The following is a 24,688-nucleotide window of genomic DNA, read 5'->3' as shown; positions in this document are numbered from 1 at the left end:
TGTGCTCACCTTTTCAAACTTGTCCATTAGGAAATTACCCATGTATAAACAATACATGCACACAAACAGGAACCTGCTCTTCACAGCAAGTTCCTATCACTCAATATCAGTGCCCTGTTACAGGACAGGTTTACAGTGATTTAAATCAGTGTAATGGTGCATGTTTGCAGACGGCACAGTGTAATGCACCAAGTGTTTCATTGTCGGGGGGTTAGATTATGCAGTATGTTGGGATGAACTATCTTTTATAGCTGGTCAAAATTATATGGCATTTTGCGGGAATTGTGGTTGTAGTTTTTTATATTTGTTATCTAATTGTTCAATTTTAAATCCTACAAGTGTGTATCTTGGTAGTCGTCCCTATAGAGTAGGTTTATATATTTATGCTACAAGTAATAACAGCTTGGATATTTATGTTGATAATTGGGGATCAGTAAGGTTTGTAACCCGTTTGTATACATCGTGTCAAGTTTCAGGTTATTCAAGTGCTGGAATATATGGTTGTCCTGTAGCTGTGGCGTCGGGAAATATAGTATATCCCCCTTCGTGTGCAAACCCTAGGTCTGGTACATTATATTTTATAGGGAATTACATCTGTCCTCTCTCAGGTGGTTCTGCCTGTTCAGGCAATCCTCCAACCTGCACTAAAGGACAGGCATGTGTAACCAACAGCACAACAGTCACCAAATGGCAGTGCTCTTTAAATGGAGTTCAGTATGATACACAGGATCAGTGCACCACATCCTGTTACAGAACTGCTACATGCAATACAAATTATAAATGCACTTATGAAAGCAGTGTTTATTCTGATTTTAACACATGTTTGCAGAATTGTTCGTATTATCAATGCCCTGTAACAGGAGATGTGTTTTTTTCTCAAAGCAGCTGTCAAAATGCCTGTCCGTCTTTTGTTTGTTCCCATAACAATGCAACATATTCTACGATGTATGACTGCGTTAATGCCTGTAAGGAGGCATCATCATGCGTAAAGCAATAGCAATAATTGTCCTGGCAATTTTTTTAACAGATAACAATTTGCTTTTGCCTTTTATAAAATTATTAGAGCCAAAGAATGTTTATGCAGAGATAGTTGAAACAAATAGAGAACACCTGTCCTTCAGACCCAACACAAAATGGGAGATGTGCATTGATAAATACAAAAGTAGATGGTTATGCTTGTAAAACTGTTGGTGGGGAACAAATATGCAGAGATTGGTGGAGAAAAGACTTTACATACAAATGTTCAGGACAGTTTGATCCTGATACAATTCTTGCACAGGTAGGTAATAAGTATTGTGAGTATAAAAATCAATGTTCAGAATGGATTGATGTGGAGAAAAATGGTGGCACTGTAAGTTGTAGAATTTATATAGACATAAACAGACCTGGCTGCTCTGCGGATAATTATAATTGGAGTTGCATTGCGAATGATTGTGGAGACCTTTTTGATAGATGCACGCTAAAGCAATATGTTAAATATTCTGATATACCCGATAGAGCTAATATGTTGCCTCCCATTGATTGCGATCCTGCATCGGGTAATTGTTCGGAACAAATACTAAGCAGTTCTAAAAGTGGAGTAAAGCTCGGTGTTTACACTTTTTCCTGTCCATCAGAGGTGCGAAAAATTTGTAAGTCTTATACGGGCACACTTGTATGCCCAGATGGGAAAACTCAGGTGTGCAATAAAGTAAAAACCTGCAAGCAACAGGCAACAGTTGTATCCACTGCTTATGAAGCAAAATCTTGTGTTGTAAGTAGAAACATGCAAACAGTTTCATATTTAAAATCCTGTAATCCTTATGGATGCCAAAGCAGCGCAGATGCACAAAACGCAAAAGATAATCCGTTGTGCATAAAAACAGGAGAAGTTAATTTATGTAATCCTGCAAATGGATGTTCAGATGAAGGTAGCTATGGAATCGGTGCATTTGTAAGAAATGGTGGAACTTTTAATTGGCTTGGTGGTTGGAATGCATGCGACTGGGGATATGCAGAGGTAAGAGGGCAAGGAAATAACACTGTAAACATTCATGCTTTTGCAACGGGATGTGAAGGGCAATGCGGCGATCTCTGGGTTAATATACCTGTAAATACTCCACCGGGAACAGTAATAGGATATGTTCATCCACATTGGGAAGGTTCTTGTGTTACATTGTCTGTTACATACGATGGATACGATTGTTCAGGTGGAGGATGTGTATATAAAATAGGGTTTCATGGAATGGGTGCAGGAACTGTTTCGGTTCCAGTTGTAAAAATAGCAGAAACTTTCAATTGTTATCAAAACAGTTTCCAAGACTGCAATTTTGGGGAAGGACTTCAGTGTAACAGGCTTTCTTCTTCAAATATAGATGATCTTGAATGTGTTGAATATGATATAGATGTGGACGATTCAAGGAAAGCAGAATGTAAAAAATACATAGTAAACTATGAGTGCCCAAAGCAAAAAGAAACAACGGAGTGTGCTCAGTATGAAGAAGTTCTTAGGTGTAATGATGGAGTATATCCTATCAGAGATGTAAGACTTGAAGGGATGGAGTTTGCTGCAGACTTTTACAAAGCTATGGCATATGCACAAGCAGCAAACGAACTCAAACATGTATGGTCTGGTGAGTCTTACAGATGCGAATCAGGGTTGTGGTGGTTATTTGATCAAATGAGCCTTGGAGACTACTTATTGAGTAAAGCAATGGGGTTTGCACTTTCTTATCTTGGAAGTCAATTATTTTCTTTAATAGGTGGAGGCTCTGCTATTAATCAAGCTCTGGGGTGTGCAAATAGCCTTTTTAAAACAGCACTAAATTTTTCAGGGACAACTCCTTTTGATAGTGGAGATAAAATAACTTTTTATGACACGGAGGGGAGTCAGGTTGGCGAATTAAGCACTACAGGAGTAAGAGGATGTTTTAATGCAATAGGGTTAAAAATTGCTCAAACAGTAGGATTAACTGCAGAGCAAGCAAGTAAAATTTTAAACTTTTTTGGAGATCCGATTGTTCAGTTTACAATTGGGTTTGTTATAGACATAGTTACTTCTATTAAAAAGTGTTCTACGTGCAGTAATGAAAAATGCGCAATAAAATACAATCAATACAAAGAATACTCTTTGATATCAAATAGATTATGTCACTATGTAGATAGCAAATGCACATGGAAATTAGACCTTGGAATCATAAAAAAATGCTTACGCACAGGTTATAGATATTGTTGTTATAACTCTAAATTTGCCAGAATACTTGTTGAACAAGCATACAAACAACTTGGTTACTCATGGGGTGATTATAATAATGCACAATGCACAAATTTGACTTTTGATGATTTAAGTAAACTTGATTTTGATAGTATGGATTTTTCAGAATTTATAGAAGAAATAAAAGCTAAAATGAAAGGTAAAATAGACGAGAATAGTCTAAACCAAACAATTAGAAATAGAATGGGAATGTAAATAAAATAAAAAGGAGGAAAGTAATGAAAAGATTTTTATCAATTTTTCTTTCATTGTTGTTAATTACATCACCTTTATTTGCCGAAACAAAAACAATAAAAACTCCTTCAGATTTGCTTGAGTTTGCTAAAAATTCAGAAATGCAAGATAAGGTTCTAATTGAAAATTATCAAGGATTGAATCAATCCTTAATCACAAGGATATTTTCTTCCGAAAGAGGTAGTGTAACTGTTAGAACCATAAAAATATATCAAAATAAGTTAAATAACACAAAACTATTAGAAGATGCTACTTTGATTTGTAGTTGTGATGAAGAAATTAAACCTGAATGCTGTGAAGTTATTTTTAAAAAATCAGAAATAGAAATAGAAAACAATAAAGAGAAAATCCTAAATGCTGGAAGATATAAAATCACAACTAATAGTTCAACCAACAGTCCAAATATAGACTATTTTTTTGACATTCCTTTCACATATAAAATGATGTGTCGTTCTATTATCACAAGAGATTTTGCTAAAGAAAAACAAATTGCACTTGAAACTTTAGATGTTAACAAACAGGAAAAACCATCAATTTTAACAGTTTTGTTTGGAGTGCCGTTATTTGTTCTTTCTTTTGCAGCACCCGTTGTGGCTCCTGTTGTTTCTCCAGTTATCACAGGTGTTTCTCAAGCTGCAACAACTGTTGGCATTGGTGCTATGAGTGCAGCAGTTCAGGGTGTAGCAGGTGGAGTTGGAGCTAATATGATTGAAGAAGATGTAGCGAACAAAATAAATACGAATCAAAGTTCGGATGTCACAGTTGTTCCTGAATGTGTTTTTGAAAATTTTGAGAAATCTGAAAAGTAAAAATGGAAGTAAAGAGAGATTTTAAAAGACAATTACTGATTTTAATCCGCAATACGATTATCATAATTGGTGTTTTCTTGCTTTTAATAATGATAATGTTTTTCGCAAGAGTAAAATTTGTTCATGCGGAGGCATATCATGGAGATAAGCCACAAAGAGGCTGGTTTTTTTACGAAGACCCTGCTTTAAAGCAGGAGCAAGAGACAAAACGGGAAACAAAACAAGAAAAAACAGAACAAAAAAAGAAAAAAGATTTTGAGTTTCCTGTCGTTGAAAATGCGCCAGAACCAGTAAAACAGTTTCTTTTAAATCCAAATGAAGATACTGCCAGAGCATATTTGCTCTGGCAGTATAAATACTTTGAACACTTAAAAAAGCTTGGATATACTCTTAGAGATGCCTATATTAAGTTTGGTTCTGAGGTATATCCTATTGCAGGATATTCAGAAAATCCTGCAGCATCTCTTGCTTTTTTAAGCGCAAGAGAGAAAGCAATAGAAAAAATACTGTTATCTGCAAGAGACAAGATTGGTATAATTTACTTTTACAAGTATGGTTGTCCTGAGTGTAAACTTCAAAAAAATGTTTTAAGAATAATTTCAGAAAAATATCACATTCCAATAAGAGCAGTTTCTGTTGATGGGCAACAAGACCCTGATCTACCGTTTCCATCAACATATAATCCATCTTTATTTGAAAAATACAACATAACTGCAGTGCCAACTTTGCTTGCAGTTATACATCACAATGGGCAAACTCAGATCGCAGGTCTTGGAGTAGGCTTTACTTCTTTAGACCTCATAGAACAACAACTTATAGGTATGCTTATTCAAGCAGAAATAATTAAAGAAAAAGACTTAAATCCACGCTATGGAAACTAAGACAGATAAGGTTACCCTATACTCCACATAAATTAGAAAATTTTTATTTATACATAGAGAACTTTTATTTATAGAGGTGTTAAATATGCTTAAGATAGTAAGAATATTTTTAGTTTCCTTTTTATCTGTGCTTATTCTAATTAATCCAATTGCAGCAGATATTGACTCAGTGCTTGATAATATTGTAAGTGGCGTTTATGTTCAAGGTCCTGGGCTTTATAAATCTCCTACGACTACTACTTTAAGTTTTGGCTCTCTTTCCTTTAGACTAAAAAATGATTTACTTGGAAGACCTATCGTAAATTTCCGAGCACCTCAAGCATCACTGAGTTGTTCTGGAATGGATTTTGACGCAGGACTTTTAAGTTTGCTAAATCTTGATATGTTTGGACAAATGCTTAGTCAAGCAGGTGCATCTCTTGCATGGGGTATTATGATTGGATTGGTATATTCTTTGCCTGGCATTGGAGAAGCATTTCAAAAACTGAATGAGTGGGCAAGAATGTTACAACAACTTGGAAGAAGCCCATGTGAGCTTGGTAAATTTATTGGCACTCAACTTGGAGCACCAATTGGGCAAGCCATTTCTGATTCACTTGGACTGAACAAAGTTGAAGAAGTAGTGCAGCAGACAGGCAAACCTTTTGAGGAAGCGCTAAAAAAAGTGCTTGACTACATTAAGCTTTCGGATTTCTACAGAACAATTCCTTATGGTGTTTTAAGTCAAGTAGGGCTTTCAGACAGAGAGATGCAGGATTTATTTGCAAGTTTCTTTGGGGTGCTTGATATTTATTTAGTGGACAACAATGGAAATCCTGTTTCATACAATCCGTCTTTAAAAATGAGTAATGCATGTGGTGGAGACCCTTGTAGTGAGAAAAACATAAAAGTAAAAATTTTTACACCTCTTACAAAGTCTCTTGAAGACATTTTGTATGGTGGAACTGTTATGCTTTATAGCTGCTCTAACCTTGAGTATGGTCAGAGATGTTCAGGAATAACAACTTATACTGCAAATGTTACAGGGCTTATTCCTAAATTTGCAAGCAAATTAAATATGGCTGTTGATTCTCTTGCAGAACAAGGCACTGTTTCTTACTCAGAAGAATTGAATGCGTACTCAAAAATGGTTCCTCAACTGTTGGACATGATAAGTTTTGCAGTGTTGTTAAAAAAGAATGTATCAGATGCTGATGCAAAAAGAATTGTTAACACAATGTCAGAGTATCTTGCACTTGTAAGCGTAGCTTATCTCATTGAATCAATGAAAGGCTATATAGGTGCAGCACTTGGTAGTAATGTAACAGATGAGGTAGCACAAACTATAAAGCAATACCAGGATATGATGAATCAGGGAGAGACTGCTTTATATGAAAAACTTAAAAGAGTAAACGAAAGGTTTATTACCATTCAGCAAGCATTTGAAAACTACAAAGCAATTAGAGCACAAATAGACCCTACAATAGGGCAAGTATTTGGTAAAGGTGCAGTTGTTTTTGGTAAAAATCCATTAGGAGCAAAGTAATATGACATTAGATGTATATACTGTTGGTGGAATAGAATTTTTAAGTCAAGTCTATAAAGGTATTGTGATGATTCTTGGAGACTCAGGCTTTGAGTCTCTATTAAGACTTGCTGCGTTTTTTACTGTTGTTGCAAGCGTTCTTGCTTTAATTGCAAAACAACAGTTTGAATCTTTACTTAAAAGAATGGGTATGATATTTTTTATTTCTGCAATATGTTTTGGTTTAAGAGCTAATGTAAATATAATTGATACAAAATATCAACAGACCTATGTTGTAAGCGATGTTCCTATGTTGCCTGCGTATGCACATAGTTTTCTTTCATCTGCATCTTACTTTTTGACAAACACTGCACAAAATGTTTTTCACACAGGCACTGTTAATGTTTATAATCCTGGAGCAATGGCTAAAAATGCATGGAGCAGTATTAATCTTGATTACAACAAAACAGGTTATGGTGGTTTTTTTGATATAGTTTCGTATATCTCCAAGTTTGACTTAAAAACTGTAAGTAAAGCAGACATACAAGAATACTACAACTATTTACTTCCTTTTATGAAACAATGTATAGTGCCAAACATAGGATATATGGATTTCCAGAAAATCAAAAAGAACATACTGGAGTGTAATTCTTTAATAAATTGTTTTGATATAAGTTCTAATAGTGATTTTGCAAATCTATTTATTAGTTACAATGGACAGACATATGATTGTGCAACATTTTTTGTGAATGAAATTAAACCACGATACAATAATTTAGTTGCTTATGGTAGTGATCCAACCAGTTTAATTGCATTTGGAATTCCTCCAACAGATGCACAGGCACTTTCTGATGCATTTGGCAGTTTGCTTTCGGCTGGTGCAGTTTCTTTAAGCGATATGATAGGACAAGCAGGAATGCTTTATGCTTTTTTAGATGGAGTTGATGCGTTTTTAAGTGATAGCCCTGATGCTTTACAAAACTTTGCATACAAATACGAAGCAGGGAGAAATATAGAAGAATCTAAGCAAATGGGTAAGACTCTTGGTATTTATGCAAAAGAGACAATTCCACTTATGAAAAATGCCTTTGAAGCAATTATGGTAGCATTTATTCCAATTTTCTTTCTAATTATTATGTTTGGTGGAGCAAAAGCGATTAGAAATGTTTTTATATCTATGGCATGGGTTTATATGTGGGACCCTGTTCTTGCTACGATAAATGGTATAGGGAACATTGCTGCAATAGCAAAGGTAAATGCTGCAATAGCACAATCTGGACAAATTGGTGCATTAACTTACAGTAGCTTAAATACTATTTTTCAAAATATGGATTACTTTCCTGCTGTAATGGGTTATCTTGCCATTTCTACGCCTGGACTTGCATACATGCTAATAAAAGGTGGAGAAATAACTATGGCAAACATAGCAAGTATGATGGCTACTCCTGTTATGACGACGCCAATACATTCTGAAGTTGCTACATCTGCAGAAACACAGAAGATTGCATCTCAAACAGGTCTGAGTTTTGGGCAAGTAGAGTATGCATATAATGCACAAGGACAAGCAAAACTGCATGCACTTGCATTTCAGCAAGGGTTAGCACAACAGATGAGTTATGCAAAACTTTTACAAGCTGATATAGGCTCACAACAAATGGGTTATACAGATGGCTTAGCAGCATCCAAAGCAATAAAAAAGCATGGATTAGAAAATATAATAGACAGTAAAACAAATTTATTATCACAAACTATTGGTAGTGGAATAGGGTTTGGCAATCAAGACAGAGCATTTCAAACAGGCTTGGTAAATACACAAAGAGCGGTTGCAGAAGCAGAAGCTTTTGCATCTGTAGCAAATAAGTATGGTGGTGTAGAAAAACTTGCCAATCTAATTGCTACACGCAATTATACACATCTTAGTTCTGCTTTAAAAGAATATGCAGAATTAAGAGGAATATCTATTATGGAGGCAGCAACAGAAATGGGATACTTTATGGGTGAAAAAGATGCAACCAGTGTAACTGGTTATGCTAATGCATCAGAAACAGTTGGTAAACAACAGATTGCTTTTACAGAGGCAAATAAAATACTAAACGAAACAGCAAAATTTGAAATGACATATCAATTTGCTCATGCAGCAGGATATGCAAAAAGTAAAGATGATTTTCTTGGTGTATATCTTGCACATCTAAGACATCATGCAGAAGAAACATGGACTCTGGATAAAACATCTGCAGAATTTTTGAATCAACAAATGGCATCGCTTGGTTACAAAACAAGATTTAAAGCAGGCGATAGAGTAACAATGGCAATGGATGAATATGGAAACATAACACTTGCTAAAGGTGCACATGGAGCATCAAGAGAAGTGCTTGATATTACTAAGGCTGTATATGGGCGTTCAACAGATATATATCATGGAAATGTGAATCACCATTTAGGGCAAAACTGGTCTACTGGAAACGATATAGTATATGCAGTTGCATCAGGGGATTCAAAAGGTTTTCATCGGTTCTATGGTGGGCAAATGTGGTATAACATGACAGCAGGGCAGGCTATTACAAAGCAAGTTGCAGATGCTTTACAATCATTTGGAAACTTAGGTGCAAATTTACAAAAAATATCGTCACTTGGTTTAAAAGTTTCAAGTCCACTTGGCTTTAAGGTTTTAGCAGCATTAGGCGTTCAGTTTTCTGAATCAGGCGAAATAAGAGGAGCAGATAATGTTGATGCAAGTAAACTTCAAATAAAGCTACAAGAGGCTTATAAAGATTTGTATTCTAATAAAAATCTTACATCTTATCAAAAGACTCAGATGTTTATACAGGGAGCTAATGAAATATATTCCTTGTTCCAACAAATAACAAAAGAATCACCATCAAGTAGAGTTAGTGATGCAGCTTTAGACCCTCAAGGTAAAAGTAAAGATACAATACAGTATCAAATGATAAGAAGTGTAGATCAGACTTTTGCAACAAAACCTGAAGATTTAAAATTATAAAAAAGGAGAGAAAAGCATGGTAAAACTAAAAATATTTAACTTAGATATAACAATAGAGATTCTTTATATAAACAGAAAAGAAACCATTGAAATTAAACATGGTAGATATAAAGATAAGGAAGAACTTTATCACGAGCTTGTAATAGCTGAGGGTAAACTAATTCTTCAGGGAGATGATACAAAAGTAATTGCAACACAGGCAGATGTGGTAAGTATTGTAATTAAAACTCCTGTTGACAAACTTGTAGAGCATTTTCAAAATCCTGAAATTTATCTTAGTAAAGCAGATGCAATTCCAGCAGAAAAAACAAAAGAAGCATTAAAAATAGTGCTGTCGTGAATTTATTTTCTTTTGTATGTCATGTCATCAGATAAATCAAGACTTCCTATTTTCCATATGCTTTCCTTTAATTCATTTTCTTCTATTCTCTGTTCTTCTTCTAAGACTTTATGAAGATCAATATCAGAACTGAAACCAAAAATATTTTTTTCAGTTGAAAAGCTAAAAAAATCTGTTGATGATTCAGCTTTACCAGTAGGAGCAGGTGGAACAAGTTTTTGTGATTCTTTTTCATACCAGGTCAAAATAAAAAAGTTTATCACCGTAAGAATAACTAAAATTCCTAAATCCGATGTGAAAAAAGATAAAATCTCATTCATTTTTTTTGCTCCTTTCTTCTTTTTCTGTTGTTCCATAAATATTACTTAATTTGGTAACCGAAAATCAAACGCTATCACTAAGATTGACATTTTTTGATATTTTTTTTAAATTAATATTAGGTTTTCTCACCAATAGGTGACTCTCCTTTAGAGAGGTATGGCAAAATTAACGCCACAAATGCCACAAATCAATCTATCCATACCATAATCTGTTCTTCATTTAAAGAAAATAGTTTGTTTTAATTCATGCCAATAATATCAAAACAATCAAAATAAAGGAGGTGTAATTATGTTTATGAATGATCTTTTAAGTTTTGCTGTTATAGCTGGATGGGGAGTGACGCTATTAGGTTTCATTATCTTTTTTGTGATTTTTATTTTAATTTCTGAATTAGTAAAGTAAATTAGTAGGGAGGTAAAAAAATGATAGGATGTTCAATCCAACATGAAACAGGAATTTATTTAAAATTTCAGTTTGAAGCTAATGAAGTTAATGACATCGGAGAAAAAATTGCTTTGTTAAAACAAATTCTAACACAGTATGGCAAAGTGTTTGTTGCAAAAGACACTGTATTTTTAAAACCTACGCCCGAATATGAAAACCAAAGAAAAACATTGTTGAAACTTGTAATTAGCGAATTTTATTTTTTGTGGGAACAGGCTAACAAAAAGCCAGAGGAGTAATCCTCTGGCTTTTTTTGTTTGGTTACTTTTGTTGTCATATTTTATAAATAACACAAAAATTTACCAAAAAAAGGGGGCTAAAACATTGCAGGAACTTAAAGAATTTTTAACACAAGAACAAATCAAGCAAATTCTTGAAGATGGAGGGCGTTTCATTTCCAGGGTTCGTTTTCCTGTGGAGTGCAACCTTAAACGCTTTTGCGATGTTTGTTTAATTCATTTACGACCTGGACAAGAGATATATGTTTTAGTTTATTTTCTACCTCTTTTTCATGATAAATATATAAAAGCGCAAATGGAACAGAAATGGTATGTAAGAGAGATGCTTTGCGAAACATGTGGAGAACTAATGTCAAAAGACAGCGTAGTTTGTGATAAAATAATTCCATCTCTTCAAAAATATTTTGAAAAACTTTTAAAGCGTTATGAACATATTTGTTGGCAAGACTAAAAAAAATATAAAAAATTTTTTAAAAAAATTTTTAATTTGGCATGTAATTCTTACAGTTGTTTTTACAACTACAATGGTTTCTACACATGCTGTGATAAAAGGTTTTGATTTTGAAAAGAAATACAAAGAGCCTGAAACTAACAAAGTATTAATTATCACGATAGGTGTCATTAATGTTTATACTGGATGGCTTTTGTATGCTATAAATCCTGTATTGCTTGCAGTAATTGAACATTTATATGGAGATCCAATGTTTTACGGAGAGTGTCGGGTGAAAAACATAATAAAAAATGGCATACTTAGAGTTGGAACAGCAACAGTAATGGGTGGCAGAGAAGAATTTCATGTGTATGGCGTAAATCAAAATGGGCAAATTGTAGAAAATGTTTGTTCATTTTGTCCGAAACAAATGAAGGTGCATTATGAAATTAAACTTCAAAACTATAAACCCGTGGAAACTATTTTTTACGATAAAACGGTGTCGTTGTCTAAAGTGTGTTCTTACGCATATCTAAGAGCTGCGCTTAAAATTGAGTATTTAAAGGAGAGGTTTTCGTTATGAAACTAAGCAGTGCAATAGAAAAATTTAAGGAATATCTAACTGGAATATACTCAGGTGCAACTGTTAAGACATACACAGTTGCAATGAATCGTTTTTTAGCTATTATTGGTGATAAAAAAGTTGATGAAATAGATTTTAATGATGTCCTAAAATACAAGTCATATCTATATGAGAACCAAAATCTTAGTTCTTCTGTTTGTGTAGCACTATCTGCAATTTCATGTTTTTTTGAGTTTTTAAAGAAAGCATATAAAATTTCAAACATTTCTCTTGAAGACTTAAAAATACTCAGACCTAAAGTGCGACAGAAAGTGCCAGCATATCTCAATAAAGCATCTATTCAAAAGCTTATAGATGCCTGTAAAGATATAGAAGAAGAAATCATGGTTAAAATGCTTTTTATTACAGGCATGAGAGCATCTGAATTGCTTAATTTAAAGAGAAAAGATATTCTTTGCGATAAAGAAAGCGTTTTTATCCACATTAGAGGTAAGGGAGGTTATGAAAGGGTTATTCCTGTTGATGTTATTAAAAATGAACTATCAAGATATATGGAATACCTTCAAATTAAGTATTCAAGCAAAGAAGAAAGGCTTTTTCCTTACACATATCATACTCTTTATTACAGATTGAAAAAAATCGCTCAAAGAGTAGGTTTTGATGAGATATCTCCTCACTGGTTAAGACATTCATGTGCAACAGAATTACTTGCCCAGGGGGTTGACATAAGGGTTATTGCAGAAATTTGTGGGCACAGGTCTTTAAACACTACGATGCGATATGCGAAGGTTAAACCAAAACTTGCTAAAGAAGCTATAGAAAAGTTAAAAATATAATAGCGATGCATGAACCTATAAAATTACAAGAATATCTGGAAAACAACTACCCTGAAGTAGTAAGGCTTTTATCAAGCAGACTTCCATTTTTTTATAAAACAGAAGTGTTGAATGAAAAAAAATTGTCACTTTTTAGCAGTGAACCAAAAATAATTAGAGCAGTTCGCAAAGATGATGTTCCTTATATAAAATATCATGATCAAGGTTTTCTTGAATATTTAAAAGATTTAAAAGTAATAACAGATAAAGAGATTAATTATTATCTGACCAATCTTCAAAAACAATATAAACACCTTAAAGCATTTATTACTACTAATTATAATAATTCATTTAAATCAGAAAGCAATGTTGTAGCAGTAAGTAAAGATGTTGACATAAATGATATTTTACATGCATTAGCAATGTCTTATTTTTGGTGCGGATATCTTTTGTGGAACTCAGGTGCAGAAGTAATTTTTAACAAGATCATATATGGTGAAAATCAATTTAACTTTACAGAAGCAGTTATAGAAGGATACCTGAGGTTAGTGAAAAGCATCTGGTTTTCAGAAGAAAAAGTAGTAACCTTTATAAAAAAAACACTTGAAGTCAACAAAACTCTCAATAGAGATTTTATTAATGGTTGTAATTACACAAGAGAAAAGCTGTTACGCTTTGCATATACATTAGCAAATGAGATAGATATGACTACACCAACAGGAGAGATTGCAAGACAAATTATTGTTAAGCATATCACTAAAAGATTGCTTGAGTTAAAGATTGTAAAAAAAGAAAACCGGATTGCATCGCTTTTATCTTTATCGCAAATATCATCAAATGAGTTGTCTATATTTCAGGAAGAAAGAGAAAAAACTATAAAAGAACTCACACAGGAAATAGCTGAATGTAAAAAACAGCTTAAAATTTTACAACTTTACGATAAAAAGAGCATTAAAAATCAAATTAAAAATTTTATACAGATGGAAATCCAAAATCAAATAAATCCAGATTGTAGTCATTGCGAAAATTTTGGTGCATGTGATTATCTTTGCTCAATGTTTATAAAAGACGAAGAACTAAGAAAAAAAACTGAATGTTTCAACTGTCCACACGAAAACAAATGTTTTGAGTTTCAGATGCAACAAAATAAAGACAAAGACTGCCCTTATTTTGTTGCATCTGAATTCAGTTGTTCTCAAAACTATCAAAAAATTTCTTTCCTGGTTAATAAATATAACATCACCGACCTGTAAAATCTTTTTGGTTTTAGCTGTGGGAAAAATGTGGGAAAAATTTTTAAAAAATAGTCTAAAAATGGTGATTTTGAGAATATAAAACATAGAAAAATCAAAGACTTTAGGTATACAACATTGCCTGTCACGCAAGAGGCCGCGGGTTCAAGTCCCGTCCACCCCGCCAGTAAAAATCAAGAGTTTGTGAAAGTTAGCTAAAAACCTATATCCGCAAGGCTTTTTGGAAACTGTATTGATGATTCAAGATTTTTTACTCCTGCAATTTTTAAAGCATCAATTATGAAGGTTTTAAATGTGTTTCTTACTTGTTCAAACTTTTCTTTAAGTATGGGCTCCAATCCATGGGCAAGTATGGAGCTATTTCTCAATCTAAGGCAGTTAAGAAGTTCGTTTTTTCTTTCCAGATAAAGTTGCCCTAAAGAATCATCCATCTTAGCGAGTAGTTCATAACTCTTTATAAGAGCAAGCTTAACAGTTCCATTTTCGCTATTCTTTTCACACTCTGTTTTCAAAAATTCTACAGCCTTTTCAGGAAGTGTAGGCAGTTCATTACATTTTATGTTTGAATTATCTATTCCATAACTGTTTAACCTGAGCTGTGCTATCATTTCAATGGCTCTGTAATATCTGGCAATAGAGTCATCAAACTTATCTTGTTTAGCTCTTCTTTCAGCATTCATAACAAGGTCAATAACTTTCTCATATCCATGAAACGGTTTCTTCTTCCCAAGAATTTGCTTAAGCCAGAGATAATAGGGAATTATAGCATCATGAATGGAACTATTCTCAGGGATGGCTTTCATTATTTCTTCAAGCACCTTGAAAGCAGACTCATGGTGAAATTTATCCCATAAAACAAAGACGTTAAGTATGTCCTTTATCTTTGTAATCTCTGTTTTAATTTCTACTGGCAGAGGAGTTTTAAGGTAATTTTTGGCTCTTTCAATGATTTCTTCGTAATAATACTTCTGCATTAAAGCATCAAAGTATTTTCTGTCAATCCTGTAAAGGAGATTTATCTTATTTATTGATGTAGGATAGTCTCCGCTGTCAATTTTAATAAGATTTGTTCTTTGTGCTGAATTAAATTGAAGCTCCCATCCATCCTGAAGAATACTCAAAAGGACAACTGCTGCACTCATTGTCTTTGTTCCGCCTGTGTAGTTTGCAATGACTTTGACATCTGAAGAATTCATTTCCTTTATTCTTGGAAGCAAATTTTCTTCAAGCTTTTTGAAAGTCTCATCTAAGTCATCTATTATGTCCACAGGAAGAAGTATTTTTTCATAGTTTTCCTTTGAAAGATTGCACTCCTTTGCAATAATTTTATCATCTTCTTTCAAAGGCTTACCATCAACGAGCCTTTCTGATGCCACTTCATATGTTCCAGTAGAGCAAATAAAGTAGATGAAGTCAAAATTATTCTCCTTTATGGAATTTATAATGGGCATAGGGCTACCACCAACAGTGAAAATTCCTATTGTTTTCATTTTCCCTCCTCCTCATCTGTTTATAAAAAATTATATCAAAAGACTGAACAAAACCACACAATCTCATGATTTCCTTACAGTCAAATAAAGAGTGTAACTTCAGGGAAATATTTTCTATAGTAATTTTATGGATACTATGATAAAATGAAAAAAATAAACTGATGGAGGTGGAAAGATGAAAAAAGTTTTAGTGCTTTATTATTCAAGAACAGGAAATACAGAGAAGATGGCAAAAATGATTGCTCAGGGACTTGCTGATAAAGGTATAAATGTTGATTTAAAAAAAGTTGAAGAAGCAAGTGTTGACAGTCTGCCAGAATATGATGGCTTTATAATTGGCTCACCAAATTATTTTGGAACAATGGCAGCAGAAGTTAAAAAATTCATTGATGAATCTGTTAAATACTACAGAAAGATTGAGGGAAAACTTGTAGCAGCATTCACTTCCACTGGAATGATTGGTGGAGGCGGAGAAACAGTATGTCTTGATATTCTCAAGGCATTTTTGATACATGGATGTATATGTTTGGGTTTTACAAGGCTGGGACATTATGGACCTGTTTCAATTGGAAAGCCTGATGAGAGAATTGAAAGAGAAATATCGGAGATGGTTAATAAATATGCAGAAGTTCTAAAAAGATTATAATGTTTGACAGAAAAAAACAGCTCAGGTGGGCATCTTTAAAGGTAGGCATTGTTATAACAATTTCACTGCTTATCATTTTTTTTGTAATAGTTTTTTCAGGCGGGATACAATCCTTTTTTCAGGAGAGAGTTCTGATGAAAATTTACATATCTGATGTGAAAGGACTGCGTAAAGGCGCACCTGTAAGAGTAGCAGGAGTTGATGTGGGAGAGGTCAAAGAAATAAAGCTCAGTAAAGAGCACGGAACTATGGTAAAAGTTTTAATAGATAAAAATGTTCTAAGTTATTTGAAATCTGACGCAAGAGCCACTGTCCAAACAATAGGACTTCTTGGCGATAAATATATTGAGATATTTCCAGGTGAGTCTCAAGAAAACTTTGACATATCAAAAGGCATGTTAGGATATCCTCAGATAGAAGTAAGGGAAATAATAGGAGTTGCAGCTTCAACAATGAATAAAATTGAAGGATTGATTCAGAAAATTGATTTCCTGATAACAAAAGTTGATAAATCTGAAGGAACAATTCCAAAATTAATCACTGATCCTTCACTTTATAATAATCTAAACTCAACGGTTTTAGAACTTAAAAAAACAGTGGAAGAAATAAGAGATGGAAGCATCGGGATGCTTTCAAGGGATAAGGAGTTTTATCAAAGACTGTCAAATGCACTCAAAAACTTTGATGAAGCTTCCAATAAAATATCTTCAAAACAGGGAACACTTGGGAAAATGATAAATGATCCTACGTTATATGAAAGCCTTCTTAAAAGTTCTCAAAAACTTGAAAATCTTTTAAAAGATATTGAAGAATCTCAGGGAACACTTAAAATGCTCATTAAGGATAAAACAGTAGCAGAAGATTTAAAGCAAAGCATAAAGGAGCTTAAAGAACTTATTGAGGAAATTAAAAAAGATCCAAAAAAATTTTTCAAATTCAGCATATTTTAGTTATAATTTCTTATGGCAATACTTGAGATAAAAAAATATCCCGATCAGGTATTAAAAAGGAAAGCTGAGTTAGTCACTGATATTGATGGAGATTTACAAAAATTGATAGATGATATGATTGAAACCATGTATAATTCAAATGGTATTGGTTTGGCTGCTCCACAGGTTGGAGTTTTAAAAAGGCTTATTGTTGTTGATACCTCTTTAAGGGAGGAAAATCATTCACTTATTGTTTTAATCAATCCAGAGATAATAAATTCAGAGGGAGAAATTCTCTCTGAAGAAGGATGTTTGAGTTTGCCAGGTTTTATAACAAGGCTTAAAAGAAATGAAAAAATTTTTGTGAGAGGGCTGGACAGAAAAGGTAAAACCATAGAAATTGAAGCAACAGGACTTCTTGCAAGAGCACTTCAACATGAAATTGACCATCTTAATGGTATTCTTATTATTGATAGAATAACTCCTCTTAAGAGAGAACTTTTCAGAAGAAAATACTTAAAAGCAAAGAAATAACTCTATCATGCCAGCTGGGATAATTTTTTTTGGTACTCCAGAGTTTGCAGTTCCAACGCTTAAGGCTTTAGTTTCAAAAAAAGAAAAAATAGTTCTTGTTGTAACACAACCTGATAAACCAAAGGGAAGAGGAAAGATTATTCAACCCTGTGAGATTAAGAAAATTGCTCTGGAATTCGGGCTTAATCTGGCACAGCCAGAAAAACTGAGAGATGAAAGCTTCATAAAGAAGTTAAAGGAATTAAATCCTGAATTTGGAGTGGTTGTGGCATATGGAAAAATTCTTCCAAAGGAAATTCTTGAAATACCAAAATATGGCTGCATAAACTTGCATGCTTCACTGCTTCCAAAATACAGAGGAGCAGCACCAGTGCAGTGGGCATTGATAAAAGGAGAAAAGATAACTGGCGTGACAACAATGCTTATTGATGAAGGAGTTGATACAGGTCCTGTGCTTCTACAGAGAGAAGTTCCTATAGAAGATGAAGACAATGCCCAGACACTTGCGCATAAACTTTCTACAGTTGGAGCTGAATTAATTATTGAGACAATTGAAAAAATGAGAAAAAAAGAGATTAAGCCAGAGCCTCAAAAGGGTGAGCCAAGCTATGCGCCTCAGCTTAGAAAAGAAGATGGAAAAATTAAATGGAATCTTTCAGCACGGGAAATATTTAATCTTATAAGAGGAACCTATCCATGGCCATGTGCATACAGTTTTTTAAAAAATGAGAGACTAAAAATAATTAAAGCAGAAGTATTAGAAGGAGTTGCTCCTGCAGGCAGTGTTGTTAAGGCAAAGAATGAATTAATTGTTGGAACTGGCAATGGTTTACTAAGAATTCTTCTTATTCAACCTGAAGGTAAAAAAGTAATGACAGCAAAAGAATTTCTTTCAGGAAGAAAAATAAATGAAGGAGTGGATTCATTTTCTTAGAGGTTTTGTTCTTAAGGTCCTTTATCCTGTTTTAATGCTTGTGGGAGCATTTTTAAAATCTAAAAAGGCTGAGTTTCAGGCATACATTGTAAAACTTAATAATCTTCTTGTTATGCATGATAGCGTAAATCCAAAAAAAATACTTCTTCTGCTTCCTCACTGCATTCAGAACTCAAAATGTGATGTTAGACTCACGTTTGATGTTTATAAATGTCGTAGGTGTGGCAATTGCAAAGTAAAAGACTTAATTGAACTTGCAGACACTTACAATATATCAATTGCCATTGCTACCGGAGGAACAATTGCAAGAAAAGTAGTAAAAGAGATTAGACCAGATGCAATTGTTGCAGTTGCTTGTGAGAGAGACCTCTCAAGTGGAATAGTTGATACTTATCCCATCCCTGTTATCGGAATTTTAAATGAAAGACCATTCGGTCCATGTATTGACACCACAGTAAATCTTAAGAAAGTTGAGGAAGCAATTAAATGGTTTATAAATCACCAAGAAAAACAGTAGTTGCAATTTTAAACAATGTATTGTATAAAAAAAAATCTTTGAAGTCCCTGCTTACTGACGAAGTTTTTTCATCCTTTCATAAGTCTGATAGAGCCTTCCTCATAGAAGTTTTATATGGCACATTAAGAAATCTATATCTGATAGATCTTTTACTTGAAGGTTTTTTTAAAGATAGAAAAAGGCTTTCTCCTTTTACAGTAAACAATCTAAGAGCAGCAGTTTATCAAATGCTATTTATGAAAATTCCAGAATATGCTGTAACTTTTGAGGCTGTAAATGTTGAAAAAAGTTTTAATGGAAAACCTGCAGTTGTAAATGCCATATTGAGAAATTTCATAAAAAAATACTCTGGCAAAAGCCTTGAAGAAATTTTTAACAGCAATCTACCACTTTCAATAAAATACTCCCATCCTGAGTGGCTTATCAAAAGATGGATTAAAAGATTCTCATCTATAGAGTCTCTTCTTAAAGCAAACAATGAAAAACCACCATTTACAATTGCTGTCAAGCCTGAAGAAAGAGCATCTGTAGCAGATTATTTAACAGAAAAGGGCTTTAAAGTAGAACTTTCAGAAGCTGTTTTATCAGGATTAAAAATAGATGGAGAAGGATATGAGATAAGACAAACTCTTAAATGTGCTCCATTTTTCTGGATTGTTCAGGATGAAGCATCCCAGCTTGTTTGTTTTCTTTTAGAGTCCTTTGAAGGTGCAAGAATTCTTGATGCCTGTGCAAGCCCTGGAGGTAAGACACTTCTTACAGCAGCATTAATGAAAAAAGGAGAAATAGTATGTATTGAAAACAACAGGGCAAGATTTAAAATTTTGCAGGAAAATATCAACAGAGTGAAAAAATTCCTCCCTTATGTAAAAATAAAGCCCCAGCTTGCAGACATTAATCAAATAGAGTTTAAATACTCCTTTGACAGAATCATTCTTGATGCACCCTGTTCTTCTACAGGAGTAATCAGAAGAAATCCTGATATAAGATATAGAGTAAGGGAGGAAGAAATTAAAAGGCTTTCAAAAATTCAAAAACTCATGATTGAAAAGGTCTCGCAATTTTTAGCCAAAAAAGGTATTCTTTTATACTCTGTTTGTTCAACAGAGCCTGAAGAAGGAGAAGAAGTAATTGAAAGCTTTTTACAGAAACATGACAAATTTAGTAGTATAAAAAAGTTAAGAACATATCCTCACCGAGACAGAATGGATGGATTTTTCATTGCTAAACTTTTAAGAATTAAATGAATAAAGTTTTATACATAGCAGGAGCAATATTTGCAGGTTTTTTGGCAGGTTATCTTTCTTTGACACTCTTTGTTTCAGGAGGAACTGTAGAAGTTCCTGACTTAAGGGGGAAAGACATTGTTCAGGCAAATCAAATACTTAAGGAAAAGGGGCTTTACATCCGAATTGATGGAGAAGAATATTCAGAAATGCCTACAGGAACAGTTTCAAGGCAGACTCCACCAGCAGGAACAAAGATAAAAAAGGGAAGAGAAATTGGAGTAATAATGAGTAAGGGGTTAAGGTTTACTGTTTTTCCTGATGTAAGAGGACTAAGCTATGAAGAAGCTGAAAAAGTTTTAAATGAGAAAGGTATTCCTATAGAAAAAGTTATAAAAATTCATTCAGAGCACTATCCTGAAAATACTGTTATAGCCCAGTCACCTGAGCCACAGGAAGGAGGAAAAGCAGTGAAGTTAATCATAAGTCTTGGAGAAAAGGAGGAAGAAAAATGACTCTCATAGCTCCATCAATACTATCTGCAGATTTTGGAAGACTTGCTGAAGAGATTAACCTTGCAGAGAAAGCTGGTGCAGATATGATTCATATTGATGTTATGGATGGATGCTTTGTTCCTAATATAACGATTGGTCCTGTAGTAGTGGAAGCAGTAAAGAAAGCAACAGCACTTCCCCTTGATGTTCATCTAATGATTGAAAAACCTGAAAAATATATTGAGGATTTTGTTAAAGCAGGTGCAGACATTCTTACAGTTCATGTTGAAGCATGTATGCATCTGCACAGAACAGTATGGCAGATAAAAGAACATGGAATTAGAGCTGGAGTGTCTTTAAACCCTGCAACTTCACTTACTTCAATTGAAGAAATCCTTCAGGATATTGACTTAATTCTAATTATGTCTGTTAATCCAGGTTTTGGTGGTCAACAATTTATTCCTTCTTCAATTGACAAAATTAACAGAGCTAAAAAAATGGTTTTATCTCGTGGATGTTCAGCAATGATTGAAGTGGATGGAGGAGTAAAGCTTGAAAATGCAAAAGAGATCGTTCAGGCAGGAGCGGATATTCTTGTAATTGGTTCAGCATTTTTTGGACAAAAAGATTACAAAATATTTATGGAAGACCTGAGAAAACAGTTATATGGAAATTAAAAAAATTATTGAAAAAGCAGAACAATTACGGCTGAAGGGTTATTTTAAAGAATCTTTCCAGTTATGGCGGAAAATTTATAAAACAGCGATTAAAAACAAGGATGTTACACTTTCTGTTGATTGTTTAATAGTGCTTGCAGACCTGAACAGAATTATGGGAAACTTTAAAAAAGCAGAACTTCTTTATAATGAAGTCTTAGAAATTTCGGATATTTTATATGATAGAGTTGCTAAAGCAGATGCCTTAACTGGACTTGCAATTACAAAAAAAGCAACAGGCCAATGGAAAGATGCTTTAAAAATTGTAAGAGTTGCACGAAACATTTATGAAAATCTTAATGATAAAAAAGGAATTGCCTTTACCCTATGGACTGAAGGCAGTGTATGGAGATTTGGAGGAAGAATAAAAAAATCATTACAGTCTTTTAATCAAGCACTATTGCAATTTAAGAAACTCAGGGACAAACAGAGTCTTGGATATGTTTACTGCGGACTTGGTGGAAGCTCAAGAGTTTATGGGAATCATGAAGATTCAATGAAATACTACAAAATGGCAAATGAAATATTTAATAAAATTGGAGATAGATTTGGCATGGCATATTCTTTTTGTGGTATAGGCAATGCTTACAGAATGATAAATGACTTTAAAAATGCTAAAGAAAATTTCACAAAAGCGTTAAATATTTACAGTAAAATCGGTGATATTGTAAGCTCATCCTATACACTTTGGAGTATGGCAATGATATATATTTTAAGGAAGCAATATAAAACAGCTCTTAAATATATTAAAAAAGCTGAAAAAAACTTCAAAAAATGTAATGATCCCAGAGGACTTATATATTGTAAACTTCAAAGAGGAATGCTTCATTATCTAAACAAAAGAAAGAAAATGGCAATAAAATATTTCAATGAAGCAATTCATGAAGCTCAAAATCACGATTTTGCACTTGAGAAAAAATATGCTCAAGGTTTACTTAATGGTAACTATTCTTTGCCTTATAATATTCCATAGAGTATAATTTATGATGATAAATGCAAGGATAATAACAATTCCCAATATACTGAGTTTTTTCCGCATAGTTCTTGTCCCATTTTTTATTATTGCAATGAATTCAAAGGACTACTCAGCAGCATTAAAAATTGTAATTGTTGCAGGTTTAACAGACAGCCTTGATGGAATCATCGCAAGAAAATTTAATCAGATATCAAAGCTTGGAGTATTTCTTGACCCTCTGGCAGATAAACTGCTTCTTTTGAGTATAATGATAACTTTTTACATTAATGAACTTGCACCAAAATGGTTCATAATACTGGTTTTCATAAGAGATGCTCTTGTAGCCACTGGATGGTTAGAAATTTATTTAAGAAAAAAGGAAATAACAAAACCAACACTGCTTGGGAAAATAAGCAATGCATCACAGGTAATTATATTTGGCTATATTCTTCTTTCCACAAACTTTGATATTCCCTTAATACCTGAGTCTGGATATTTTTTTGTAAGTTTTCTTGCAATTGCATCACTATTTCAATACACATTGATAAGATTTAAAAATGGCAAAATCAGGAGTTAGAATTGAATACATACATCCTGAAACGCCTGCTCAAAAAGCAGGATTAAAAGAAGGAGATATAATACTTTCAATAAACAGGCATTCTATTAAGGATGCTATTGATTTAATGTTCTATGCTGATGAAGATTTTCTCAAAATTACAGCTGAAAGAGATGGCAAAATAATAAGTTTTAATATTAAGAAAAAAACAAAGGCCCTTGGAATACAAGTAGAGCCTTTTAGAATAAAAAGATGCGTAAATAAATGTTTGTTTTGTTTTGTTGAACAGCTTCCAAAGGGATTGAGAAAATCTTTGTATGTTAAGGATGAAGACTACAGAGCAAGCTTTCTTTATGGAAACTATATTACACTGACAAATCTCACCCAGAAAGACTATGAAAGAATAAAAAAACTAAGACTGAGCCCTCTTTATATCTCTGTTCATGCCACAGACCCTGAGATAAGAAACACTCTTTTAGGAAATTTTGAAGCTCCACCAGTTATGATGGAGCTAAAAAAACTTGCAAAGATGAAAATCAGAATGCATACTCAGATAGTAGTTTGTCCAGGGTTCAATGATGGAGAAATACTTGAAAAATCAATCTTAGATCTTTACAAACTTTATCCATATGTATCTTCAGTAGCCATTGTTCCTGTAGGACTTACAAAATATCACAAAAATGGACTTACTCCTGTAACAAAAGGCAAAGCTGAAGAAGTAATAAAAGTTGTTGAAAAATTTCAGAAACGATTCAGAAAAAAACATGGAGTTAACTTTGTTTATCTTGCCGATGAATTTTACATTAAAGCTGAAAAACCTTTTCCTCCTCTGAGTTTCTATGATGACCTTCCTCAGATTGAAAACGGTGTTGGAATGGTTCCGTTGTTCATGTACAAAGCAACAAAACTGGAGATACCATCAATGAATTTAAAAAAAAGATTTGTCAGTTTTACAGGGATATCTTTTTATCCATATCTTTATGAATTTATTGAAAGACTTAAGAAAAAAAACATTCCCATTGATGTTTATCCTTTAAAAAATAGCATGTTTGGAGAAACAGTAACAGTAACAGGACTTTTAACTGGCAATGACATAATTAAAGGATTAGCTTCATATGTAGAACCTGGAGATTTACTTCTTATTCCTGATGTTACAATGAAAGATTCTGAAGAGATGTTCATTGACAACTTAACAATCAGTGATATTGAAAAAATTTTACAAATTAAAGCTTTTAAAATTGATACAGAGCCCGAATCTCTTTTAAAGGCAATCAAAGCTATATGTATTTCTTTAAAATCTTAATTTTACTTATAAAGCAGTATATATCAGTTGTTGCAGACTATCAACTTTAACTTCAAGCCGAATAAGTCTATCCCTGTCTTCCTGTGTAAAGGAAACTATTATCAAGCCCCGAGCCTACTTAAAGCTCAGGGCTCTCTGTGGGGGTGGGGGCTACTGACTTTGATTCAATTGACAACTTTTTTAATATGGATAGATATTTTCCTGTATAGCTGAAAAACATCTCCCTTTACAGAGACTTGTCAAGTCCTAAATCCATAGTCAAAATAGCGCCTCCATAGGGA

At 33.5% G+C, this 24,688-nt stretch carries 27 protein-coding genes; 25 read left to right on the top strand and 2 right to left on the bottom strand.

Annotation, left to right across the window (positions count from 1 at the left end):
* The 9 genes from ACYQ3X_RS10040 to ACYQ3X_RS10000 all read left to right on the top strand — a co-directional run.
* Positions 1 to 215 (top strand): hypothetical protein (locus ACYQ3X_RS10040; RefSeq protein ID WP_460181672.1); only part of this gene is annotated, 215 nt, incomplete at its 5' end.
* 236 nt (positions 216 to 451) lie between these two features.
* Positions 452 to 997: a hypothetical protein gene (locus ACYQ3X_RS10035; protein ID WP_460181671.1), complete on the top strand. Its 546-nt coding sequence runs from the start codon at positions 452 to 454 to the stop codon at positions 995 to 997.
* On the top strand, positions 982 to 1,182 hold the full coding sequence (locus tag ACYQ3X_RS10030; RefSeq protein WP_460181670.1) for a hypothetical protein: 201 nt from the start codon (positions 982 to 984) through the stop codon (positions 1,180 to 1,182). Before ACYQ3X_RS10035 ends, ACYQ3X_RS10030 begins: the two co-directional genes overlap by 16 nt.
* On the top strand, positions 1,148 to 3,448 hold the full coding sequence (traN, locus tag ACYQ3X_RS10025) for a conjugal transfer protein TraN (RefSeq protein ID WP_460181669.1): 2,301 nt from the start codon (positions 1,148 to 1,150) through the stop codon (positions 3,446 to 3,448). The genes ACYQ3X_RS10030 and traN overlap by 35 nt, the downstream gene beginning before the upstream one ends.
* A 23-nt stretch (positions 3,449 to 3,471) precedes the next feature.
* On the top strand, positions 3,472 to 4,296 hold the full coding sequence (locus ACYQ3X_RS10020; protein WP_460181668.1) for a hypothetical protein: 825 nt from the start codon (positions 3,472 to 3,474) through the stop codon (positions 4,294 to 4,296).
* A 2-nt stretch (positions 4,297 to 4,298) separates the two neighbouring features.
* Entirely contained in the window at positions 4,299 to 5,177 is an 879-nt protein-coding gene (gene traF, locus ACYQ3X_RS10015) for a conjugal transfer protein TraF (RefSeq protein WP_460181667.1), read from the top strand.
* 85 nt (positions 5,178 to 5,262) lie between these two features.
* Complete coding sequence (locus ACYQ3X_RS10010) at positions 5,263 to 6,702, top strand: conjugal transfer protein TraH (RefSeq protein ID WP_460181666.1); 1,440 nt, start codon at positions 5,263 to 5,265, stop codon at positions 6,700 to 6,702.
* Between the two features lies 1 nt (position 6,703).
* Complete coding sequence (locus ACYQ3X_RS10005; protein WP_460181665.1) at positions 6,704 to 9,682, top strand: conjugal transfer protein TraG N-terminal domain-containing protein; 2,979 nt, start codon at positions 6,704 to 6,706, stop codon at positions 9,680 to 9,682.
* Positions 9,683 to 9,698: 16 nt separating this feature from the next.
* Positions 9,699 to 10,022, top strand: coding sequence for a hypothetical protein (locus ACYQ3X_RS10000; RefSeq protein ID WP_460181664.1), 324 nt, complete (start codon positions 9,699 to 9,701; stop codon positions 10,020 to 10,022).
* Between the two features lie 2 nt (positions 10,023 to 10,024).
* On the opposite strand, the gene ACYQ3X_RS09995 is transcribed toward ACYQ3X_RS10000, so the two are convergent.
* Positions 10,025 to 10,342 (bottom strand): hypothetical protein, encoded by a 318-nt coding sequence (locus ACYQ3X_RS09995; protein WP_460181663.1) that lies wholly within the window; start codon positions 10,340 to 10,342, stop codon positions 10,025 to 10,027.
* 423 nt (positions 10,343 to 10,765) lie between these two features.
* On the opposite strand from ACYQ3X_RS09995, the gene ACYQ3X_RS09990 reads away from it, so the two are divergent.
* From ACYQ3X_RS09990 to ACYQ3X_RS09970, 5 genes are all read left to right on the top strand, one after another.
* Positions 10,766 to 11,026: a hypothetical protein gene (locus ACYQ3X_RS09990; RefSeq protein WP_460181662.1), complete on the top strand. Its 261-nt coding sequence runs from the start codon at positions 10,766 to 10,768 to the stop codon at positions 11,024 to 11,026.
* Positions 11,027 to 11,111: 85 nt separating this feature from the next.
* Positions 11,112 to 11,477 carry a hypothetical protein gene (locus ACYQ3X_RS09985; RefSeq protein ID WP_460181661.1) on the top strand — a complete coding sequence of 122 codons (366 nt, stop codon included), beginning with the start codon at positions 11,112 to 11,114 and terminating at the stop codon, positions 11,475 to 11,477.
* Entirely contained in the window at positions 11,452 to 12,039 is a 588-nt protein-coding gene (locus tag ACYQ3X_RS09980; protein WP_460181660.1) for a hypothetical protein, read from the top strand. Before ACYQ3X_RS09985 ends, ACYQ3X_RS09980 begins: the two co-directional genes overlap by 26 nt.
* Positions 12,036 to 12,875 carry a tyrosine-type recombinase/integrase gene (locus tag ACYQ3X_RS09975; RefSeq protein WP_460181659.1) on the top strand — a complete coding sequence of 280 codons (840 nt, stop codon included), beginning with the start codon at positions 12,036 to 12,038 and terminating at the stop codon, positions 12,873 to 12,875. The genes ACYQ3X_RS09980 and ACYQ3X_RS09975 overlap by 4 nt, the downstream gene beginning before the upstream one ends.
* Positions 12,876 to 12,880: 5 nt before the next feature.
* Complete coding sequence (locus tag ACYQ3X_RS09970) at positions 12,881 to 14,107, top strand: hypothetical protein (RefSeq protein WP_460181658.1); 1,227 nt, start codon at positions 12,881 to 12,883, stop codon at positions 14,105 to 14,107.
* Between the two features lie 194 nt (positions 14,108 to 14,301).
* Here the strand turns inward: ACYQ3X_RS09970 and ACYQ3X_RS09965 are convergent, their stop codons facing one another.
* Positions 14,302 to 15,597, bottom strand: coding sequence for a TIGR02710 family CRISPR-associated CARF protein (locus ACYQ3X_RS09965; protein ID WP_460181657.1), 1,296 nt, complete (start codon positions 15,595 to 15,597; stop codon positions 14,302 to 14,304).
* Between the two features lie 175 nt (positions 15,598 to 15,772).
* On the opposite strand from ACYQ3X_RS09965, the gene ACYQ3X_RS09960 reads away from it, so the two are divergent.
* The 11 genes from ACYQ3X_RS09960 to ACYQ3X_RS09910 all read left to right on the top strand — a co-directional run bounded on the left by ACYQ3X_RS09960 (position 15,773) and on the right by ACYQ3X_RS09910 (position 24,407).
* Positions 15,773 to 16,243 carry a flavodoxin family protein gene (locus ACYQ3X_RS09960; protein WP_460181656.1) on the top strand — a complete coding sequence of 157 codons (471 nt, stop codon included), beginning with the start codon at positions 15,773 to 15,775 and terminating at the stop codon, positions 16,241 to 16,243.
* A 134-nt stretch (positions 16,244 to 16,377) separates the two neighbouring features.
* Positions 16,378 to 17,193, top strand: a complete 816-nt coding sequence (locus ACYQ3X_RS09955) for an MlaD family protein (RefSeq protein WP_460181655.1) — start codon at positions 16,378 to 16,380, stop codon at positions 17,191 to 17,193.
* 12 nt (positions 17,194 to 17,205) lie between these two features.
* Entirely contained in the window at positions 17,206 to 17,706 is a 501-nt protein-coding gene (def, locus tag ACYQ3X_RS09950) for a peptide deformylase (RefSeq protein ID WP_460181654.1), read from the top strand.
* Between the two features lie 7 nt (positions 17,707 to 17,713).
* Positions 17,714 to 18,640 carry a methionyl-tRNA formyltransferase gene (gene fmt, locus ACYQ3X_RS09945; RefSeq protein ID WP_460181653.1) on the top strand — a complete coding sequence of 309 codons (927 nt, stop codon included), beginning with the start codon at positions 17,714 to 17,716 and terminating at the stop codon, positions 18,638 to 18,640.
* On the top strand, positions 18,615 to 19,157 hold the full coding sequence (locus ACYQ3X_RS09940) for a DUF116 domain-containing protein (RefSeq protein ID WP_460181652.1): 543 nt from the start codon (positions 18,615 to 18,617) through the stop codon (positions 19,155 to 19,157). Before fmt ends, ACYQ3X_RS09940 begins: the two co-directional genes overlap by 26 nt.
* The gene (gene rsmB, locus ACYQ3X_RS09935; RefSeq protein WP_460181651.1) at positions 19,127 to 20,404 is read left to right on the top strand and encodes a 16S rRNA (cytosine(967)-C(5))-methyltransferase RsmB; all 1,278 of its coding nucleotides are present in this window, start codon (positions 19,127 to 19,129) and stop codon (positions 20,402 to 20,404) included. Before ACYQ3X_RS09940 ends, rsmB begins: the two co-directional genes overlap by 31 nt.
* Positions 20,401 to 20,898: a PASTA domain-containing protein gene (locus ACYQ3X_RS09930; protein WP_460181650.1), complete on the top strand. Its 498-nt coding sequence runs from the start codon at positions 20,401 to 20,403 to the stop codon at positions 20,896 to 20,898. Before rsmB ends, ACYQ3X_RS09930 begins: the two co-directional genes overlap by 4 nt.
* On the top strand, positions 20,895 to 21,554 hold the full coding sequence (rpe, locus tag ACYQ3X_RS09925; RefSeq protein WP_460181649.1) for a ribulose-phosphate 3-epimerase: 660 nt from the start codon (positions 20,895 to 20,897) through the stop codon (positions 21,552 to 21,554). The genes ACYQ3X_RS09930 and rpe overlap by 4 nt, the downstream gene beginning before the upstream one ends.
* Positions 21,544 to 22,566 (top strand): tetratricopeptide repeat protein, encoded by a 1,023-nt coding sequence (locus ACYQ3X_RS09920; protein WP_460181648.1) that lies wholly within the window; start codon positions 21,544 to 21,546, stop codon positions 22,564 to 22,566. The genes rpe and ACYQ3X_RS09920 overlap by 11 nt, the downstream gene beginning before the upstream one ends.
* A gap of 10 nt (positions 22,567 to 22,576) precedes the next feature.
* A complete protein-coding gene (locus ACYQ3X_RS09915; RefSeq protein WP_460181647.1) occupies positions 22,577 to 23,125 on the top strand; it encodes a CDP-alcohol phosphatidyltransferase family protein in 549 nt (182 codons plus the stop codon).
* Positions 23,106 to 24,407 carry a DUF512 domain-containing protein gene (locus ACYQ3X_RS09910; protein WP_460181646.1) on the top strand — a complete coding sequence of 434 codons (1,302 nt, stop codon included), beginning with the start codon at positions 23,106 to 23,108 and terminating at the stop codon, positions 24,405 to 24,407. Before ACYQ3X_RS09915 ends, ACYQ3X_RS09910 begins: the two co-directional genes overlap by 20 nt.
* The last annotated feature ends 281 nt before the right edge of the window (positions 24,408 to 24,688 follow it).

The sequence above is a fragment of the Thermodesulfovibrio sp. TK110 genome, assembly GCF_054658355.1.
Note: the sequence above shows the minus strand (reverse complement) of the source record. Positions and strands in the feature narration are given on the sequence as shown.

Bases quoted from the DNA above. Each gene is read 5' to 3' on its own strand.
- ACYQ3X_RS10005 (WP_460181665.1), top strand. From the start codon at position 6,704: ATGACATTAGATGTATATACTGTTGGTGGAATAGAATTTTTAAGTCAA.
- ACYQ3X_RS10020 (WP_460181668.1), top strand. From the start codon at position 3,472: ATGAAAAGATTTTTATCAATTTTTCTTTCATTGTTGTTAATTACATCA.
- ACYQ3X_RS09995 (WP_460181663.1), bottom strand. From the start codon at position 10,342: ATGAATGAGATTTTATCTTTTTTCACATCGGATTTAGGAATTTTAGTT.
- ACYQ3X_RS09965 (WP_460181657.1), bottom strand. From the start codon at position 15,597: ATGAAAACAATAGGAATTTTCACTGTTGGTGGTAGCCCTATGCCCATT.
- ACYQ3X_RS09975 (WP_460181659.1), top strand. From the start codon at position 12,036: ATGAAACTAAGCAGTGCAATAGAAAAATTTAAGGAATATCTAACTGGA.
- ACYQ3X_RS10030 (WP_460181670.1), top strand. From the start codon at position 982: ATGCGTAAAGCAATAGCAATAATTGTCCTGGCAATTTTTTTAACAGAT.
- fmt (WP_460181653.1), top strand. From the start codon at position 17,714: ATGCCAGCTGGGATAATTTTTTTTGGTACTCCAGAGTTTGCAGTTCCA.
- ACYQ3X_RS09990 (WP_460181662.1), top strand. From the start codon at position 10,766: ATGATAGGATGTTCAATCCAACATGAAACAGGAATTTATTTAAAATTT.
- ACYQ3X_RS09930 (WP_460181650.1), top strand. From the start codon at position 20,401: ATGAATAAAGTTTTATACATAGCAGGAGCAATATTTGCAGGTTTTTTG.
- ACYQ3X_RS09955 (WP_460181655.1), top strand. From the start codon at position 16,378: ATGAAAATTTACATATCTGATGTGAAAGGACTGCGTAAAGGCGCACCT.
- def (WP_460181654.1), top strand. From the start codon at position 17,206: ATGGCAATACTTGAGATAAAAAAATATCCCGATCAGGTATTAAAAAGG.
- ACYQ3X_RS09970 (WP_460181658.1), top strand. From the start codon at position 12,881: ATGCATGAACCTATAAAATTACAAGAATATCTGGAAAACAACTACCCT.
- rsmB (WP_460181651.1), top strand. From the start codon at position 19,127: ATGGTTTATAAATCACCAAGAAAAACAGTAGTTGCAATTTTAAACAAT.
- ACYQ3X_RS09910 (WP_460181646.1), top strand. From the start codon at position 23,106: ATGGCAAAATCAGGAGTTAGAATTGAATACATACATCCTGAAACGCCT.
- ACYQ3X_RS09915 (WP_460181647.1), top strand. From the start codon at position 22,577: ATGATGATAAATGCAAGGATAATAACAATTCCCAATATACTGAGTTTT.
- ACYQ3X_RS09980 (WP_460181660.1), top strand. From the start codon at position 11,452: ATGAACATATTTGTTGGCAAGACTAAAAAAAATATAAAAAATTTTTTA.
- rpe (WP_460181649.1), top strand. From the start codon at position 20,895: ATGACTCTCATAGCTCCATCAATACTATCTGCAGATTTTGGAAGACTT.
- ACYQ3X_RS10000 (WP_460181664.1), top strand. From the start codon at position 9,699: ATGGTAAAACTAAAAATATTTAACTTAGATATAACAATAGAGATTCTT.
- ACYQ3X_RS09960 (WP_460181656.1), top strand. From the start codon at position 15,773: ATGAAAAAAGTTTTAGTGCTTTATTATTCAAGAACAGGAAATACAGAG.
- ACYQ3X_RS10010 (WP_460181666.1), top strand. From the start codon at position 5,263: ATGCTTAAGATAGTAAGAATATTTTTAGTTTCCTTTTTATCTGTGCTT.
- ACYQ3X_RS09940 (WP_460181652.1), top strand. From the start codon at position 18,615: ATGAAGGAGTGGATTCATTTTCTTAGAGGTTTTGTTCTTAAGGTCCTT.
- ACYQ3X_RS09920 (WP_460181648.1), top strand. From the start codon at position 21,544: ATGGAAATTAAAAAAATTATTGAAAAAGCAGAACAATTACGGCTGAAG.
- traF (WP_460181667.1), top strand. From the start codon at position 4,299: ATGGAAGTAAAGAGAGATTTTAAAAGACAATTACTGATTTTAATCCGC.